At 72.7% G+C, this 16,301-nt stretch carries 14 protein-coding genes; 7 read left to right on the top strand and 7 right to left on the bottom strand.

The features are described 5' to 3' along the window. The first annotated feature begins 42 nt into the window (after positions 1-42). Positions 43-294 (top strand): hypothetical protein, encoded by a 252-nt coding sequence (locus ABD976_RS01940; RefSeq protein ID WP_345356065.1) that lies wholly within the window; start codon positions 43-45, stop codon positions 292-294. Positions 295-373: 79 nt separating this feature from the next. Here the strand turns inward: ABD976_RS01940 and ABD976_RS01935 are convergent, their stop codons facing one another. From ABD976_RS01935 to ABD976_RS01925, 3 genes are all read right to left on the bottom strand, one after another. Next, positions 374-1,513, bottom strand: a complete 1,140-nt coding sequence (locus ABD976_RS01935; protein ID WP_345356062.1) for a cystathionine gamma-synthase — start codon at positions 1,511-1,513, stop codon at positions 374-376. Positions 1,514-1,610: 97 nt separating this feature from the next. Next, positions 1,611-2,888: a hypothetical protein gene (locus tag ABD976_RS01930; protein WP_345356059.1), complete on the bottom strand. Its 1,278-nt coding sequence runs from the start codon at positions 2,886-2,888 to the stop codon at positions 1,611-1,613. A gap of 101 nt (positions 2,889-2,989) precedes the next feature. Next, the gene (locus ABD976_RS01925) at positions 2,990-4,357 is read right to left on the bottom strand and encodes a cystathionine beta-synthase (protein ID WP_345356056.1); all 1,368 of its coding nucleotides are present in this window, start codon (positions 4,355-4,357) and stop codon (positions 2,990-2,992) included. Between the two features lie 252 nt (positions 4,358-4,609). Between ABD976_RS01925 and ABD976_RS01920 the strand changes: the two genes are divergently transcribed. Next, complete coding sequence (locus ABD976_RS01920) at positions 4,610-5,536, top strand: SGNH/GDSL hydrolase family protein (RefSeq protein WP_345356053.1); 927 nt, start codon at positions 4,610-4,612, stop codon at positions 5,534-5,536. Between the two features lie 115 nt (positions 5,537-5,651). Continuing rightward, positions 5,652-6,872 carry an acetyl-CoA C-acetyltransferase gene (locus ABD976_RS01915; RefSeq protein ID WP_345356050.1) on the top strand — a complete coding sequence of 407 codons (1,221 nt, stop codon included), beginning with the start codon at positions 5,652-5,654 and terminating at the stop codon, positions 6,870-6,872. 582 nt (positions 6,873-7,454) lie between these two features. On the opposite strand, the gene ABD976_RS01910 is transcribed toward ABD976_RS01915, so the two are convergent. Next, positions 7,455-8,258, bottom strand: coding sequence for a Bax inhibitor-1/YccA family protein (locus tag ABD976_RS01910; protein WP_345356047.1), 804 nt, complete (start codon positions 8,256-8,258; stop codon positions 7,455-7,457). A gap of 435 nt (positions 8,259-8,693) precedes the next feature. Between ABD976_RS01910 and ABD976_RS01905 the strand changes: the two genes are divergently transcribed. Further along, the gene (locus ABD976_RS01905; protein ID WP_345356044.1) at positions 8,694-10,082 is read left to right on the top strand and encodes an MSCRAMM family protein; all 1,389 of its coding nucleotides are present in this window, start codon (positions 8,694-8,696) and stop codon (positions 10,080-10,082) included. Then, positions 10,079-10,729, top strand: coding sequence for a class F sortase (locus ABD976_RS01900; RefSeq protein ID WP_345356041.1), 651 nt, complete (start codon positions 10,079-10,081; stop codon positions 10,727-10,729). Before ABD976_RS01905 ends, ABD976_RS01900 begins: the two co-directional genes overlap by 4 nt. Before the next feature lie 51 nt (positions 10,730-10,780). Here ABD976_RS01900 and yidC read toward each other — a convergent pair whose 3' ends face one another. From yidC to ABD976_RS01885, 3 genes are all read right to left on the bottom strand, one after another. Beyond that, positions 10,781-11,830 (bottom strand): membrane protein insertase YidC, encoded by a 1,050-nt coding sequence (gene yidC, locus ABD976_RS01895; protein ID WP_345356038.1) that lies wholly within the window; start codon positions 11,828-11,830, stop codon positions 10,781-10,783. 188 nt (positions 11,831-12,018) lie between these two features. Next, positions 12,019-12,762, bottom strand: a complete 744-nt coding sequence (locus ABD976_RS01890; RefSeq protein ID WP_345356035.1) for a hypothetical protein — start codon at positions 12,760-12,762, stop codon at positions 12,019-12,021. 476 nt (positions 12,763-13,238) lie between these two features. Further along, positions 13,239-14,021, bottom strand: a complete 783-nt coding sequence (locus ABD976_RS01885) for an SAM-dependent methyltransferase (protein WP_345356032.1) — start codon at positions 14,019-14,021, stop codon at positions 13,239-13,241. 155 nt (positions 14,022-14,176) lie between these two features. On the opposite strand from ABD976_RS01885, the gene ABD976_RS01880 reads away from it, so the two are divergent. Continuing rightward, positions 14,177-15,016 (top strand): metal-dependent hydrolase, encoded by an 840-nt coding sequence (locus tag ABD976_RS01880; protein WP_345356029.1) that lies wholly within the window; start codon positions 14,177-14,179, stop codon positions 15,014-15,016. 167 nt (positions 15,017-15,183) lie between these two features. Continuing rightward, positions 15,184-16,278, top strand: a complete 1,095-nt coding sequence (locus tag ABD976_RS01875; protein ID WP_345356026.1) for a metallophosphoesterase family protein — start codon at positions 15,184-15,186, stop codon at positions 16,276-16,278. Positions 16,279-16,301 lie beyond the last annotated feature (23 nt).

The following is a 16,301-nucleotide window of genomic DNA, read 5'->3' as shown; positions in this document are numbered from 1 at the left end:
GGGCGCACAACCGCTCGGACCCGCCACGGTTGCGGAGGAAGCATGAGGCGGCTGAGCCCAGCGAGCGGGGCGGTCCCGCTCGTCACCGGCATCGTCGCGGCCGCCGCCCTGTCCGGGGCCGCCGTCGTCGCCGTGCTGCGCTCGGGGTGCGACGACCCCGGCGTCTACGAGGCGCGCGACGGGGTCGTGGAGCTCATCGGCGGCTGCCTGCACCCCGACGACCTGCCGGTGACCACCCGGGACCCCGAGCAGCCGATGCCGCTCGGCGGCACCGAGCCCGCCCAGGCCCGCTGAGCACCTGCTCCTCCAGCGGCGCCCCGGAAAACCCCGCACGGGCGAGCGCGAGGTGCCGCCACCCGCGCCGGGAACGGGCTCAGCCCAGGGCGGCCAGCAGGTCCTCCACCAGGTCGTCGGCGTCCTCGATGCCCACCGAGAGGCGCACCAGCTCGCCCGGCACCTGCAGCAGCGATCCGGCGGTGCTCGCGTGGGTCATCCGGCCCGGGTGCTCGATCAGCGACTCGACGCCGCCGAGCGATTCGGCGAGGGTGAACAGCCGGGTGCGGGAGCAGACCTCCAGCGCGGCCTGCTCGCCGTCGGCGTGCAGGAACGACACCATCCCGCCGAAGTGGCGCATCTGCTTGACCGCGACGTCGTGGTTCGGGTGCTCGGCGATGCCCGGGTAGAGCACCTTCGAGACCTTCCGGTGGCTCTGCAGCGCCGCGACGACCCGTTCGGCGTTGGCGCTGTGCCGCTCCATCCGGACCGCCAGCGTCTTGAGCCCGCGCAGGGTCAGCCAGGCGTCGAACGGCCCCGGCACCGCACCGGCGGTGTTCTGCAGGAATGCGATCCGCTCGTGCAGCGCCTCGTCGGAGGTGACGACCGCGCCGCCGACCACGTCGGAGTGGCCGCCGAGGTATTTGGTCGTCGAGTGGACCACCACGTCGGCGCCGAGCTCCAGCGGCTGCTGCAAGTACGGCGAGGCGAAGGTGTTGTCCACCGCCAGCAGCGCGCCGGCCTGCCGCGCCACCTGGGCCAGCACCGCGATGTCGGCGATGTTGAGCAGCGGGTTGGTCGGCGACTCGACCCAGATCATCTTGGTCTCGGGGCGGATCTCGGCGCGCACGGCGTCCACATCGGACAGCCGGACCGGGGAGAACTCGACGCCCCACCCGGTGAGCACCTTGTCGATCAGCCGGAAGGTCCCGCCGTAGGCGTCGTCCGGGATGATCACGTGGTCGCCGGGGCGCAGCACGGCGCGCAGCACCGCGTCGGTGGCGGCCATGCCGGAGGCGAACGCCCGCCCGTACCGACCGCGCTCCAGTTCCGCCAGGCACTCCTCCAGCGCGGTGCGCGTCGGGTTGCCGGTGCGCGAGTACTCGTAGCCCGCCCGCATCCCGCCGACGCCGTCCTGGGCGTAGGTCGAGGTGGCGTGGATCGGCACGATGACCGAACCGGTGGCCGGATCCGCCTCTTGGCCCGCGTGGATCGCACGGGTAGCAAAGCCATCGCTCATGTGGAGCAGCGTACGGCCTGCGCGCCCCGACGCCCGGCAGGGGACCGGATGCGACACGGCCCCCGACCGGATCCGGTCGGGGGCCGTGGACGCTAGCTCACCACTGCGGCGGCTGCTGCTGCGGCGGCTGCTGGCCGGGCTGGCCGTAGGGCTGCTGGCCGTACTGCGGCGGCTGGCCGGGCTGCTGCCCCGGGGCCGGGAACCCGCCCGACGGCGAGGGCTGCCCGTAGGGCTGCTGCCCCGGAGCGGGGAACCCGCCCGAGGGCGACGGCTGCCCGTAGGGCGGCTGCTGGCCGAACTGCTGCGGCTGACCGGGCTGCTGGGGCTGACCGGGCTGCGGCGGCTGGCCGGGCTGCTGCGGCTGGCCGGGGAAGCCGCCGGGCTGGCCGTACGGCGGCTGACCGGGGTAGCCACCGGCGACCGGGGCCGGAGCGCCCGGGCCCGCCTCGACCCACTGCCGGGTGCCGGGCAGGAACGCCAGCACACCGATCGCGGCGGCGGTCAGCACACCGGAAACACCGGTCGCGCCGGACCAGGTGATCATCATCCCGATCATGACGAGGGCCATCAGACCGGCACCGCCGACCCCGAGCAACGGCCCGAGCTTCTTGCGCACCAGGATCATGATGCCGCCCGTGCACATCACGCCGGCCGCCACCATGCCGAGCAGGTAGAAGACCAGCATCAGGCCGTAGGGCGGCAGGTCGGGAATCTCGACCTCGGGCATGTACTGCGAGAAGTCCTGGCCGAGCTGCTGGTTGAGCTGCTCCTGGGCCGCCTGCGCCTGGTCGATCGCCGCGTACGCGCTGTTGAGGGAGAACGTGCCGATCAGCAACCCGATGGCCCACAGGCCACCGAGGATCGCGGCGACGTACCCGGCGGTCATCGCCAGGCCCTTGCTCCCCGGGCCCTGCTGGCCGGGGCCGGGCGGCGGGTAGCCGGGCTGGCCGAAGCCCGCCTGCGGCGGCGGGGCGCCGAAGCCGCCCTGCGCCTGCGGGGCCGGGAAGCCGCCGCTGGGCGTGCCGGGCTGCTGGCCCGGGTAGGCGCCCGGTGCGCCCGGCTGCTGGTACATCGGCTGCGGCGGCTGCATCGACGGCGGGACCATCGCGGTGGCCGCTTCGCCGCCCTGCTGCCCGGCCAGGCCGGGCTGCTCGTACATCGGCTGCGGGTTCTGCTGGCCCGGCGACGGCACGACCTGCGTCGAGTCCGAACCCGGCTGCTGCTGCGGGGGCTGGGCAGGTCGGACGACCTGCGTCGCGTCGGCTCCGCCCGGCTGCTGCTCGTTCTGCTGGCTGTTCGGGGCGCCGCCCGGCTGCTCGCCGGCTCCGTGCGGCTGTCCCTGCTGACCGCCATCAGGCGGCTGCGGAGAGCTCATCGGGTTCCTGACCCCCTCGGGCGTGAAGCATGATTTTGGGCATTCGTCGAGCACACGCTATCGGATGGGCGATCAGCGTAGTGCCGTTGCGTAACAACTCGTCATCGACCGGCGATGAATCCGAGCACGTCCTGACGCGTGACGACGCCGGCGGGCATCCCGTCGACGAGCACCATCGCACCGTCGGCTCCGGCCAGCGCCGCCATCGCCGAGCTGATCTCCTCGCCCGCGCCGATCGTCGGCAGCGGCGGGGACATGTGGTCGGAGACCTGGTCGGCCAGGTTGGCGCGGCCCGCGAACAGGGCGTCGAGCAGGTCGCGCTCGTTGACCGCGCCCGCCACCTCGGCGGCCATCACCGGCGGCTCGGCGTTGACCACCGGCATCTGGGACACGCCGAACTCGCGCAGGTAGGTCACCGCGTCGGCGACCGTCTCCGTCGGGTGGACGTGCACCAGCTCGGGCAGCGTGCCGTCCTTGCGGCGCAGCACGTCGCCGACCGAACCCCCGCCGTGGTCGGGCGAGAGGAAGCCGTAGGAGGCCATCCAGGAGTCGTTGAAGACCTTGGTGAGGTAGCCGCGCCCGCCGTCCGGCAGCAGCACCACCACGACGTCGTCCGGTCCGGTCCGCTCGGCGACCCGCAGCGCGGCGGCCACGGCCATCCCGCAGGAACCGCCGACCAGCAGCGCTTCCCGGTGGGCCAGGTCGCGGGTGGTGGTGAACGAGTCGGCGTCGGAGATCGGGATGATCTCGTCGCAGATCTCCCGGTCGTAGGTGGTCGGCCAGAAGTCCTCGCCGACGCCCTCGACCAGGTACGGGCGCCCGTGGCCGCCGGAGTACACCGAGCCGACCGGGTCGGCGCCGATGATCCGCACCTTGCCGCCGGAGACCTCCTTGAGGTACCGCCCGGTGCCCGAGATGGTGCCGCCGGTGCCGATGCCCGCGACGAAGTGGGTGATCCGGCCCCCGGTCTGCTCCCACAGCTCCGGCCCGGTGCTGAGGTAGTGCGACTCGGGGTTGTGCTCGTTGGCGTACTGGTTGGGCTTCCAGGCGTCCTCGATCTCGGTGACCAGCCGGTCCGACACCGAGTAGTAGGAGTCGGAGTGCTCCGGCGGGACGGCCGTCGGGCAGACCACGACCTCCGCGCCGTAGGCCTTGAGCACGTTGCGCTTGTCCTCGCTGACCTTGTCCGGGCAGACGAACACGCAGCGGTAGCCCTTGCGCTGGGCGACCATCGCCAGGCCGACCCCGGTGTTGCCGGAGGTCGGCTCCACGATGGTGCCGCCCGGTCGCAGCTCACCGGATTCCTCGGCGGCCTCGACCATGCGCAGCGCGATGCGGTCCTTCACGCTGCCGCCGGGGTTGAAGTACTCGACCTTGGCCAGCACCGGCGTCGGGCCGCTGGCGACCGCGTTCAGCCGCACCAGGGGGGTGTTGCCGACAAGGTCGATGACGTGCTCGGCGTAGTCCACGGTCGGTCCTCGTTTCCCTCATCATCGCTGTTCGCCGCCCCAGGAGCCCGCCGCTCGTCCCGGCAGCGCTCCTTGCTCCGTCGAGCCTAATGCGCCGACCGCCGGTCACCGCCGGTGGCCGGGCAACGACGCACCACCGGGTTGCGGATCGGCGCCGGGAAAGGCCGCCCCGGCACCGGGCGCAGGTGGTAGATCAGGAAGGGGGACCGGCCCGGCCGCCCCCGTTCCGACGACCTGGGGGAAGGACGACCGATGATCGCGGCGAGGGCGTTGCGGCTGGCACTGCTGGCGGCGGGAACCGCGGGCGGGCTTTCCGGAGCCGCGTACGGCCTGCTCAACGGGCAGTCCCGCCGGGCCCGCCAGGTGATCGGGCCGCCCGTCGCCGCACCGCTGCGCGGCGACGGCGTGCACCTGCCGGACGGCACCGGCCCGGTCCCGCGCTCGGAACTGCCCGAGGCGGTGGAGCCGCTGGAGTTCGTGGTGCTCGGCGATTCCTCCGCGGCCGGCCTCGGCGTGGACTTCCCGGACGACCTGCCGGGGGTCCGGCTGGCCCGCGGGCTGGCCGCGGAGCTGGACCGGCCGGTCGCGCTGACCACCCGCGCGGTCGTCGGCGCGACCACGCAGGCGCTGGCGGCGCAGGTCGAGGCGACGGCGCCGCACCCGCCGACGCTGGTGCTCGTCATCATCGGCGCCAACGACGTGACCTCCCGCCTGCCGGTGGCGGCCAGCGCCGCGCTGCTCGGCGACGCGGTGCGGACGCTGCTCGACCGCGGTGTGCCGGTGGTCGCGGGCACCTGCCCGGACCTGGGCGCGATCCGGCCGATCCCGCAGCCGCTGCGGTCGCTGGCGAGCCGGTGGAGCCTCGCGCTGGGCCGGGCCCAGCGCGAGGCGGTGGAGGCGGCGGGCGGGCACGCGGTGCCGCTGGCCGACCTGCTCTCCCCCGAATTCCTCGCCCGGCCGAGCGAGTTCTTCAGCCCGGACAACTTCCACCCGTCGGCGGCCGGGTACGAGGCGGCGTCGCGGATCCTGCTGCCCGTGCTGTGCTCGGCGCTCGGCGAGTGGCACGGCGGTCCGCTGCCCGCCGCCCCGGTGCGCTCGGCCGCCGCCGAGGCCCGGCGCCCGACCAGCCGGATCGTCGCCCGGATCAACCGCGGGCTGCACCGCCGCTCCGACGGGTGAGCCACGCTACATACCAGTCGGTCGGTCTTCCCCTTGTCGGCCCTCACCCCACCCGGTCAAGATGACCGGCGAGGCCACGGCGCCCGGCGCCACCCCGGCGAACGAAGGAGTTCCCATGCCCGAAGCAGTCATCGTCTCCACCGCGCGCTCCCCGATCGGCAGGGCGGGCAAGGGATCGCTGGTGGACTTCCGGCCGGACGACCTCACCGCTACCATCATCCGCGCCGCCCTGGACAAGGTCCCCGAGCTCGACGCGGCCGACATCGACGACCTGATGCTGGGCTGCGGGCTGCCCGGCGGCGAGCAGGGCTTCAACATGGCCCGCGTGGTGTCGGTGCTGCTCGGCCACGACCACCTGCCCGGCACCACGGTCACCCGCTACTGCTCGTCGAGCCTGCAGACCACCCGGATGGCGCTGCACGCCATCAAGGCCGGCGAGGGCGACGTGTTCATCAGCGCCGGCGTGGAGATGGTGAGCCGGTTCGCCAAGGGCAACTCCGACAGCATCGAGGGCACCCGCAACCCGCTGTTCGCCGACGCCCAGGCCCGCACCGAGCAGGTCGCGCAGGAAGGCGCGGACACCTGGACCGACCCGCGCGAGCAGGGCCTGCTCCCCGACGTCTACATCCCGATGGGCCAGACCGCGGAGAACCTGGCGCGGCAGCAGGGCATCAGCCGCGACGAGATGGACGACTTCGGCGTCCGCTCCCAGAACCTCGCCGAGAAGGCCATCGCGGACGGCTTCTTCGCCCGCGAGATCACCCCGGTGACCACCTCGGCCGGCACCGTCGTCGACACCGACGACGGCCCGCGCGCGGGAGTCACCAAGGAAGGCGTGTCCGGGCTCAAGCCGGTGTTCCGCCCGGACGGCCGGATCACCGCGGGCAACTGCTGCCCGCTCAACGACGGCGCCGCCGCGCTGGTCATCATGAGCGACACCAAGGCCAAGCAGCTCGGGCTCACCCCGCTGGCCCGGATCGTCTCCACCGGCGTCACCGGCCTGTCCCCGGAGATCATGGGCCTCGGTCCGGTCGAGGCATCCAAGCAGGCGCTGCGGCGCGCGGGCATGTCGGCCTCCGACATCGACCTCGTCGAGATCAACGAAGCGTTCGCCGCGCAGGTCATCCCCTCCTACCGGGAGCTCGACATCCCGCTGGAGAAGGTCAACGTCAACGGCGGCGCGATCGCCGTGGGCCACCCCTTCGGCATGACCGGCGCCCGGATCACCACCACCCTGCTCAACTCGCTGCGCTGGCACGACAAGCAGTTCGGCCTGGAGACCATGTGCGTCGGCGGGGGGCAAGGAATGGCCATGGTCCTCGAACGGCTTAGTTGAGGTATTGGTCGTTTTGCGTGGCGGTGCCGGTGGCGGAACCTCAGCGGCCTTCTCGCTCCGGGCGCCCTTCTTGATGTATGCCAATACACGGCATCAGGGCGTCCTCGCGAGAAGGCCGCTGAGAACCCGCGGCGGTGCCGGTGCCGTGCGTGGGGCAAGGCGAAAACGGCTGACGCCGTTTGCCTGACGGTGGTTGCGTTGGCGCGGTCAGTGCGAAAACGGCTGACGCCGTTTACCTGACGGTGGTTGCGGTGGCGCCGGTCGGTGCGGAAGCGGCTTTTGCCGTTTGCCTGACTGTGGTTGGGGTGGCGCGGTCGGGGCGGAAGTGGCTGTGCCCGCTTGCTTGGGCTTCGGGGTGGCCGCCCGCTGGGTCTGGGTGGCTGCGGGAGGTTCTCGTCGGTCGGTTCAGGTGGCGTTGACGAGGTGAGGGGCACCCTCGTCCGAGTTACTTGGGCAAGGGTGCCCCTCACTCATGTCACGGACGGGTGCGGTGGGCCTCGGTGGGCCTGGACGTGAAGAAGCGGTGCCGACCGTGGTGGTCGGCACCGCTTCCCGGCGGTCGCGCCCTGGAGCGTGGTGGGACTAGTCCTGGTTGAACATCGCGAACAGCCGCAGGAACTCCAGGTACAGCCACACCAGCGTGGTCATCAGGCCGAAGGCGATGTACCAGGAGAACTTCGAGTCCACCCCGGACCGGATCGCGCGGTCGGCGGCGTCGAAGTCGAGCAGGAAGCTGAACGCCGCCACGCCGATGCACAGCAGGCTGAAGGCGATGCCCAGCGGGCCCGCCTCGCGCAGCCCCAGGCCACCGGCGACGAAGAAGCTCGCCACCAGGTTGACCAGCATCAGGATCGCCACGCCCGCGACGGCGCCGATGATCCACTTGGTCAGCTTGGGGGTGACCCGCACCGCACCGGTCTTGTAGACGACCAGCATCGCGGCGAACACGCCGACCGTGCCCAGGATGGCGTTGAGCACCAGCCCGACGCCCATTCCGGTGGCCATGGCGAAGGCGTAGCTGATCGCGCCGAGGAACACGCCCTCGACGATCGAGTACGCGACGACCAGCGCCGGGCTCGGCTTCTTCTTGAAGATGATGACCAGCGAGAGCACGAACCCGACCAGCAGCGCGGGCAGGGCGAGCGCCATCGCGGGCGGTCCGGCGAGGTAGGTCACCGCACCGGTGATGACCGCGAGGCCGAGGGTGATCGCGGTCTTGGTGACCACGTCGTCGATGGTCATCGGACGCGCCGTCTTGGTGGGCGCGGCCGAGGACTGCCCGAGGGGAGAGCCGAAGCCGCCGGCCTGCCCCTGGGCGTAGTTGAAGTTCGCGTGCCCGCCCGAGGTGGGCAGGTTCTTGAACGCGGGGTTGCTCGTTGTGCGCAACTCATCCTCCTGGGCGTGCTTGCGCCGTCATGGGGAACAACGACCGGGGCAGCCGATGAGTTCCCGCTCGGTAAAAGCGACTTTACCGGCATCCGGTCGCCGGACCCAGCACCCACCGACGACGTCACCGCGACGATCCGCCGATGCGGGTAACGATCACGTCGCGTCGCCAACCCGCGGCGCCCGTTGCGACCGGTGAGGACCGCGCGCCGCCGTTCCGGTCGCGCTGCGCCCGTCCGGGTGACTCATCCCTCACCGGAAGTGCCGGGATCACACCGAGGAGTAGCCGCCCCCTTCAACCCTTTGGAGCCTTGTGGACACCGAGGGTGATCGGAAGGATCACCCTCGACGTCCGTTTTGCTCCCGGTCGGGGCGCGCACGCGCGCGAGCGAGCCGGTGACGTCTCTTTCCCCTCCACTTCGAAGCGGAGCTTGCATGCGCATGGTCAGAAAATGGGTCGCGGCGGCGCTCGGCACCGCCCTGCTCGCCGGGGCGGGAGCGTTCGCCGTTCCCGGAGCGGCGCTCGCGTCCGTACAGGAAGGCGTCGGTCACGAGGTCACCCCCGGCCAGCCCTACGGCGGCGTGAATCGGGACCGGGACTGGCTCGGCTCCTACATGCTCCAGGGCCAGCACGTCTGGTGCGTCCAGTTCGCGCTGACCGCACCGGACAGCGGACAGGAGTACCAGCCCGGCGATCCGCTGGGCACCAAGTGGGGCGAGCCGCTCGCCCCGGAGATCGCGGCGAACATCTCGTACCTGCTGCTGCGCTACGGCGACACGCAGTCCGATCACGAGGCCGCCGCGCTGGCGCACCTCCTGCACTCCTGGACGGCGGCGCCGCGCCCAGGACAAGACGACTTGAACCCGGGCAACTCGTTCACCGAGATCGCCTACGACATCGACTTCCACTTCGACAAGCTGCCCGCCGAAGCCAAGGAAGCGGTCGAGCGGCTGCGGGCCGAGGCGGAGGCCAACCGGGGCCCGTGGGAGGCCGAGCTGACCGCCCCGGAGGGCGAGCAGACCATCGGCGAGACCGCGGAGTGGACGCTGGCCGTCACCCGGGCCGAGGACCAGGGCGTCGGCGACGTCCCGGTGCGGATCACCGCCACCGACGCCGAGGTCGCGGGGCTCACCGACGGCGTGGCCACCACCCCGGCCGACGGCAGCCCGCTGGTGCTGGAGGTGACGCCCACCGGGCCGAACCCCACGATCACCGGCGAGCTGGCGGCCCCGGCCGACCGCCCGTACGTGCGGCAGGCGGTCGACGCGCCCGACACCACGCAGCGGGTCGTCTCCACCGGCGGCGAGCAGCAGCTCACCGTCGAGGCGACCACGACCGCGGTGACCGCGCCCGGGCAGGTGCGGATCACCAAGGTCGACGAGCAGAGCCAGGCCCGGATCAGCGGCGTCGCGCTGCGGCTGTCGCTGCCGGACGGCTCCCCCGCGCTGCGCCAGGACGGCACCCCGCTGGTCGGCCCGGACGGCGAGCCGGCGGTGCTCACCACCGGCGCCGACGGCACCGCCGTCATCCCGGACCTCAAGACCCCGCAGGAGGTCATGATCACCGAGGTCAGCCCGGCTCCCGGCTACGAGGAGGCGTTCGACCCGGCCAACCCGCCGTCGGTGACCGGGGTCCTCGAACCGGGGCAGACGCTGGAGCTGGTGGTGTCCAACGTGCCGAACACGCCGACCGTGCCGATCCGCATCCCGGCCGGTGACGAGCCGGGCGTGAACCTGGGCCTGCTCGGCCTGGGCGGCATGGCGCTGGCGGGCGCGGTGGCCGTCGGCGGCTACGCGCTGCGCCGGCCGGAGCGCCAGCGGTGACCTCGCGGCGTCGGCTGCTCGTGCTGGTCTCGGCCGGGGTCGTCGCGGTGGCGGCGGTGATCGCCATCGCGGTGGCCCTGGTCGGGCCCGCGGCGCCGAGCACCCCGAGCGCCGCGGCGGGCGCCCCGGACCGGCACCAGGCCCGCACCGAGGCCGTCGAGGACGATCCGGCGGCGCTGCCGGTGCAGCCGATCCACGTGCCCGCCGGTCAGCCGCCGGGCACCATCCGGCTGCCCCGGGGCGGGACGGCGGAGCTCGTGCGGGACGAACTGGACCGCTCGGGCACCCTGCCCGTCCCCGACGGGGTGGACGAGGCGACCTGGTGGGGCGCCGGCCTCGACGCCCCCGGTGGGGCGACGGTGCTGGCCGGGCACGTCAACTGGGAAGGCGCCGAGGGCCCGTTCTCCGAGCTCTGGGACTCCCGGACCGGTGACCGGGTCACGGTGGTCGACGACGCGGGCGTGCAGCACGACTACCAGGTCACCGAGGTGCTGACCCTGCACAAGGACGAGCTCCCCGGCCGCGCCGAGGAGCTGTTCAGCCAGGGCGGTGCGCACCGGCTCGTGCTGGTGACCTGCGGCGGCCGCTACGTCGGCGGCGACATGGGCTACGACGAGAACCGGATCGTCATCGCCACGCCCGTGTGATCGAACGGAAGGAGGGCCGGTGGTCACCCGACCACCGGCCCTCCTTCTCGTTCAGCGCTTCTTCTTGCCCTTCTTGGCCGAGGCCGCCTGCTTGCCCGGCCGGTTCTTCTGCTGCCCCTTCTTGCCGCCGGGGCGACCGCCCCCGCCACCGGAGCGCTGGGACTTCGGCCGGTTCTGCTGCTGCGGAGCACCGGAGCGCTGCGCGGGGGCCTCCTCGGTCTCCTCCTCGGTCTGCACCGCGCCCTCCTGCGGGCGGTTCGGCTTCTGACCGGGCTTGGGCCGCGGCGCCGCCTTCTTGGCCTCGATCTCCTTCTGCCGCTGGCGCTCCTGCTCGCGGTCGATCTTGTTGGTCAGCAGGTGCTGCTGGCCGAGGGTCCAGAAGTTGTTCGCCAGCCAGTACAGCAGCACCGCGATGGGCAGGAACGGGCCGGAGACGATCGCACCGATCGGCGCGACGTACATCATGAACTTGCCCATCATGGCCGTCTGCGGGTTGGCCATGGCCGCCTCGGTCTGCCGCTTCATCGACATCCGCATCGTGAAGTAGGTCGCGACGGACGCGACCAGCATCAGCGGGATGGCGACGATCATCATCGAGGTCCGGTCGGTGCCGAACGCGGCGAGTTCCTGGGCGGGCTGGGTGACCCAGTTCGACAGCTTCGCGCCGAAGATGTCGGCCTGGATGAACGACTCGACGCCCTGGGCGTCGAAGATGTAGTTGCTCTGCGCCCCCGGGGTGAAGTTGCGCAGCACGGTGAACAGGCTCAGGAACACCGGGATCTGCAGCAGCGCGGGCAGGCAGCCGCCGAGCGGGTTCACCCCGTGCTCGGACTGCAGCTTCTGCATCTCCTGCGCCATGCGCTGCTTGTCGTTCTTGTACTTCTCCCGCATCTTCTGCATGTGCGGGGCGAACTTCTGCATCTGCCGGCCGGACCGGATCTGGCTGATCGCCGGCTTGAGCAGCACCAGCCGCAGCGAGAACACGAGGAAGAACACCGAGAGCGCCCAGGCGAACCCGTTGTCCGGTCCCAGCACGAAGCCGAAGATCTTGTGCCAGAACCACAAGATGGCCGACACCGGGTAGAGGATGAAGTCGAACACTCAATCACTCCTGGTCATCGCCCGGTCGTCATCGCCACCGGGGCGCACCTGCGCAGCCGTACCCGCGCTGTGTCCGCAGGTCAGCCCTACCAGGGTGCCATGCGACCGAGCGGCCGGTGTCGACCCCCCGTCACTCGGGCGTGACCGGCGCCACGCGGACCTCTCGGGCGGGCGCCGGTCCGCGACGGCTACCGCTTCAGCGCGCGGGCCACGATCCGGCCGAGCACCAGGTAGATGAGGGCGGCGAAGCCGTAGTTGAGCACCACGCCGATGGTCGCGTCCTCCGGGGTGAACACGTCGCCGAGCCCGAACACGAACACCCGGGCGACCCCGTAGGAGAACGAGACGAAACCGTTGTCCTGGCTCGCCCCCGTGACGACGAACACGATGTGCAGCACGAACACCAGGGCGATCAGCGCGGTGACGAGCTGGATGATCCGCCCGATCGCGTCCGCGCTCGGCCCGACCCGGTCGCGCTGGCGCGGCGGCTCCCGGTACGGCTCGGGTTCCCGGTAGGGCTCCGGCTCGCGGCGGCGTTCGCGCGGGCGCTCCCGGCGGCGCGGCGGCTCGTCGTCGTAATCGTCGTAGTCGTCGTAGCGGTCGTAGTCGTCGTAGCGGTCCGGCGGCGGTTCGCGGCGGGCCCGGGGCGGCTCCCGGCGGGGCGGCTCCGGCTCGGGTTCCGAGTCGTCGTACCAGTCGTAGGACTCCCCCGCGTAGGGGTCCCGCACCGGTTGCATCAGCGTCGGCTTCGGCTGCGGCGGTGGCGGCGGGTTCGGCTGGACGCTCTGGGTGGGCGCCTCCGGGGGCGGCGGTGGTCCCTGGTGGCCGGGCGGCGGCACCGGCTGTCCCGGTGGCACCTGCCCCGGCGGCATCTGGCCGGGCGGCGGTGCCTGACCGGGCGGTGGCGGTGCCTGCTGCCCGGGCGGCGGCACGGGCTGACCGGGAGGCACGGGCTGCCCCGGCGGCACGGGCTGCCCCGGAGGCACGGGCGGCCCGGGAGGCATGGGGGGCCGCTGCTGGCCGGGCGGCGGCACGGGTTGACCAGGAGGCACGGGCTGTCCGGGCGGCGGGGGCTGACCGGGAGGCCCGGGAGGGGGCTGCTGGCCCGGTGGCGGTGGCGGCTGCTGCCCCGGCGGACGAGGGGGCGGCCCCTGCGGGGCGCGCTGGGTCGGCTGCTCCGGGCCCGGCGGCTGCGGCGGACGACCCTGCTGATCAGGCCCGGGCGGTGGTCCGCCGGGGGGCTGTGGTCCGCGCCGCGGCGGGTTCGGCTGCCGATCTGGGCGCTCGTTGGCCATGGGCGCGCATTGTGTCGGTGATCAGCTGGCGGTGGAAGACCCACCCCCGCGGACCACACCATGAGACGCCCCACAGCGGCGCCCGCCAGGTCCGCCACCGCAGGCGCCCGGGGTCACGGCTTGATGCCGACCCCCGCCAGCCCGGTAAACCGGCTCGGGTCGCGCTCCGGGTCCTCCGGCCGCCACTCCGGCAGGAACACGACCCCGGGTTCGACGAGGTCGAAGCCCTCGAACAGCGCGGTCACCTCGGCGTGCGAGCGCATCGTCATCGGAGTGCTGGTGCGCTGCCGGTACAACCCGGAGTGCGACTCGGCCAGGTCCGGCCGCCCCTCCTGGCTGGCGTGCGAGAGCACCAGCGGGCTGCCGGGCGCCAGGGCGTCGCGGTAGCGGGCCAGCACCTCGGCGGGGTCGTCGACGAAGTGCAGCACCGCGACGACCATCAGCGCCACCGGCCGGTCCAGGTCGAGGAGGTCGCGGACCTCCGGGGCGCCGAGGACGGCGTCGGGGTCGCGGAGATCGGACTGCACCATCGCGGCGTCCGGGTCGTCCCGCAGCATGCTCCGGGAGTAGGCGGCGGCGACCGGCTCCTGGTCCACGTACACCACGCGCGCGCCCGGCGCCCGCTCCTGCGCCACCTCGTGCACGTTGCCGACCGTCGGGATGCCCGAACCCAGGTCGAGGAACTGCCGCACCCCGAGGTCCGCGCAGTAGCGCACCGCGCGCCGCAGGAAGGCGCGGTTGGCCTGCATGATCAGCGGCAGGTCCGGCCACAGCTCGATCGCGTCCTCGGCCATCCGCCGGTCGGCGGCGAAGTTGTGGTGACCCCCGAGGTAGTAGTCGTAGACCCGGGCGGCGTTCGGCCGGGACAGATCGATGCCCTCCGTCGAATCGCTCACCGCACCTCCTCGCCTCGCCCGGTCCGCCCGATCCTAGCGGTGGCCCGGTGATCCGGGGCGGAACTGCGCTGTGATCATGGGATCAGCCGTCCGGCGGTTCCGCCGCGCGCGCGGATGCGGTCGGCTGGCGCGCACAACGCGAGAGGGGGATCTGCGTGGAGGCCGGTGGACACGCGTGCACGGGTGCGGTGGCGGGGGCGCTGTCGTCCTCGGCGATCGGTGCGGCGACCGGAGCGGAGCTGGGTGCGGCCGGGACCGCGGTCGGGGCGCTGCTGGGCGCGGGCGCGGCGCTGCTGCCCGACCTCGACGCCGACGGTGCCACCGCGTACCGCTCCGGCGGCCCGCTGACCGCGTTCGTCGGCGAGGCGTTCCAGCGGCTCGCGCGCACCGCCTACGGCGCCACCCGGCTGCCGCACGACCCGGCGGGCGACGGCGAGCACCGCGGTCTGGTGCACACCCCGGTCTTCGCGGTGGGGCTCGGCCTCCTGGTCGGCTTGGGCGCCCTCCTCACCCCCTGGGTGACGACGCTGGTGCTGGTCCTGGTGCTGGCGCCGGGGATCAGCGCGCTGTCCCGCTCCGGCCCGCGCTGGGTGCGCCGCAGGCTGAAGACCCACCGCGACGCCGGGGCGATGCTGACCGCGGTGCTCATCACGGCGGCGCTGTTCGTCTCCGGCGCGATGGACGAACTCGGCTGGTACGCGGGCGCCAGCGTCGCCATCGGGATGATCGTGCACTCGATCGGCGATTCGGCCACCCGCAGCGGCATCCCGTGGAGCTGGCCGCTGCGCCGCCGCTGCCCGAAGTGCCGCCCCAGCGCCCAGTGCCGCGGCTCCCGCTGGCGCCGCTCCCACGTGCTCCCCGAATCCCTGCGCTGGCGCGTCGGTTCCCGCTCCGGCAAGCGCATCGAGCGGACCATCGAGGTCGCCTGCCTGGTCGCCCTCGTCCTGCTGATCCTCCCCGACGTCGTCGGCCTGTTCGTCCCCGCCACGACCTGACGGCGGCAGCCACCCTTCCGCTCCGGTTCGGGCGGGGTTCACGTGCGGGCCACCGCGGCGGCCCATGATCCTGTCGTCTCCGTGCGAAGGGTGTGGGCAACGTGTCGAATCGGCCAGGTGTGGCTCGGCGGAACGTCTTCAGGGCAGGTGGGGCCGGCGCGCTGGCGATGGCGTTCGGCTCATCCGGCCACGCGGCCGGGGCGGGCACCGCGAACGCGCCCCTGCGCTTCAACCCGAACGGCCGGTTCAAGATCGTGCAGTTCAACGACACCCAGGACGACCACCGCATCGACCGGCGGACCATCGAGCTCATGGACCGGGTGCTGGACGCCGAACGGCCCGATCTCGTGGTGCTGGTCGGCGACCTCATCAACGGTGGACCGCGCACCGAGCTGGAGACCAAGCAAGCGCTCAACAACGTCGTGCAGCCGATGGAGCGGCGCGGCGTCGCGTGGGCGGCGACGTTCGGCAACCACGACGAGGATTCCACCGCGGCGACCGGGTTCGACGAGAAGGACATGCTGGAGTTCTTCCGGGGCTACCGGCACAACGTCAACGAGCCCGGCCCCGAGGGCATCACCGGCACCGGCAACATGAACCTGCTGATCAACGGATCGCGCGGGAACGCACCGGCCTTCGCCGTGTGGCTGCTCGACAGCGGCCGGTACGCGCCCGAGCGGATCGCCGGGCAGGACTTCGAGGGCTACCCCGACTGGGACTGGCTGCGCGGCGATCAGGTCGGCTGGTACCTGGACACCTCCGCGGCCCTGGAGCAGCGCGCCGGATTCCCGGTGCCGGGCCTGATGTTCCTGCACATCTGCCTCTGGGAGCACCGGTTCATGTGGTTCGCCAGCGTGGACAGCCGCACTGGAGCCGACCACGAACGCGCGGTGCGCAAGCACGGCATCACCGGCGAGCGCAACGAGGACGAGTGCCCCGGTCCGTTCAACTCCGGGATGTTCTCGGCGATCCAGCACCGAGGTGATGTCCGGGGCGTCTTCGTCGGGCACGACCACATCAACACCTACCAGGGCGACTACTACGGCGTGCTCCTCGGATACGGGCCGGGCACCGGATTCGGCGCGTACGGGCTGGGCGGCGAGGACAACCACCGGCTCCGCGGCGCCCGGGTCTTCCACCTCGACGAGAACGCGGAGGGCGTCCTCGTCGAGACCCACAACGTGTTCGCCCGCGACTACGGGATCGACCTCTCGAACACCGACCAGAGCACGGACCCCCAACCCCTCCCACCCGGACGCTGACCGCCGGTCCGCCGGAACCCGCT

Source organism: Saccharopolyspora cebuensis, from assembly GCF_039542665.1.
GTDB lineage: Bacteria > Actinomycetota > Actinomycetes > Mycobacteriales > Pseudonocardiaceae > Saccharopolyspora > Saccharopolyspora cebuensis.
Note: the sequence above shows the minus strand (reverse complement) of the source record. Positions and strands in the feature narration are given on the sequence as shown.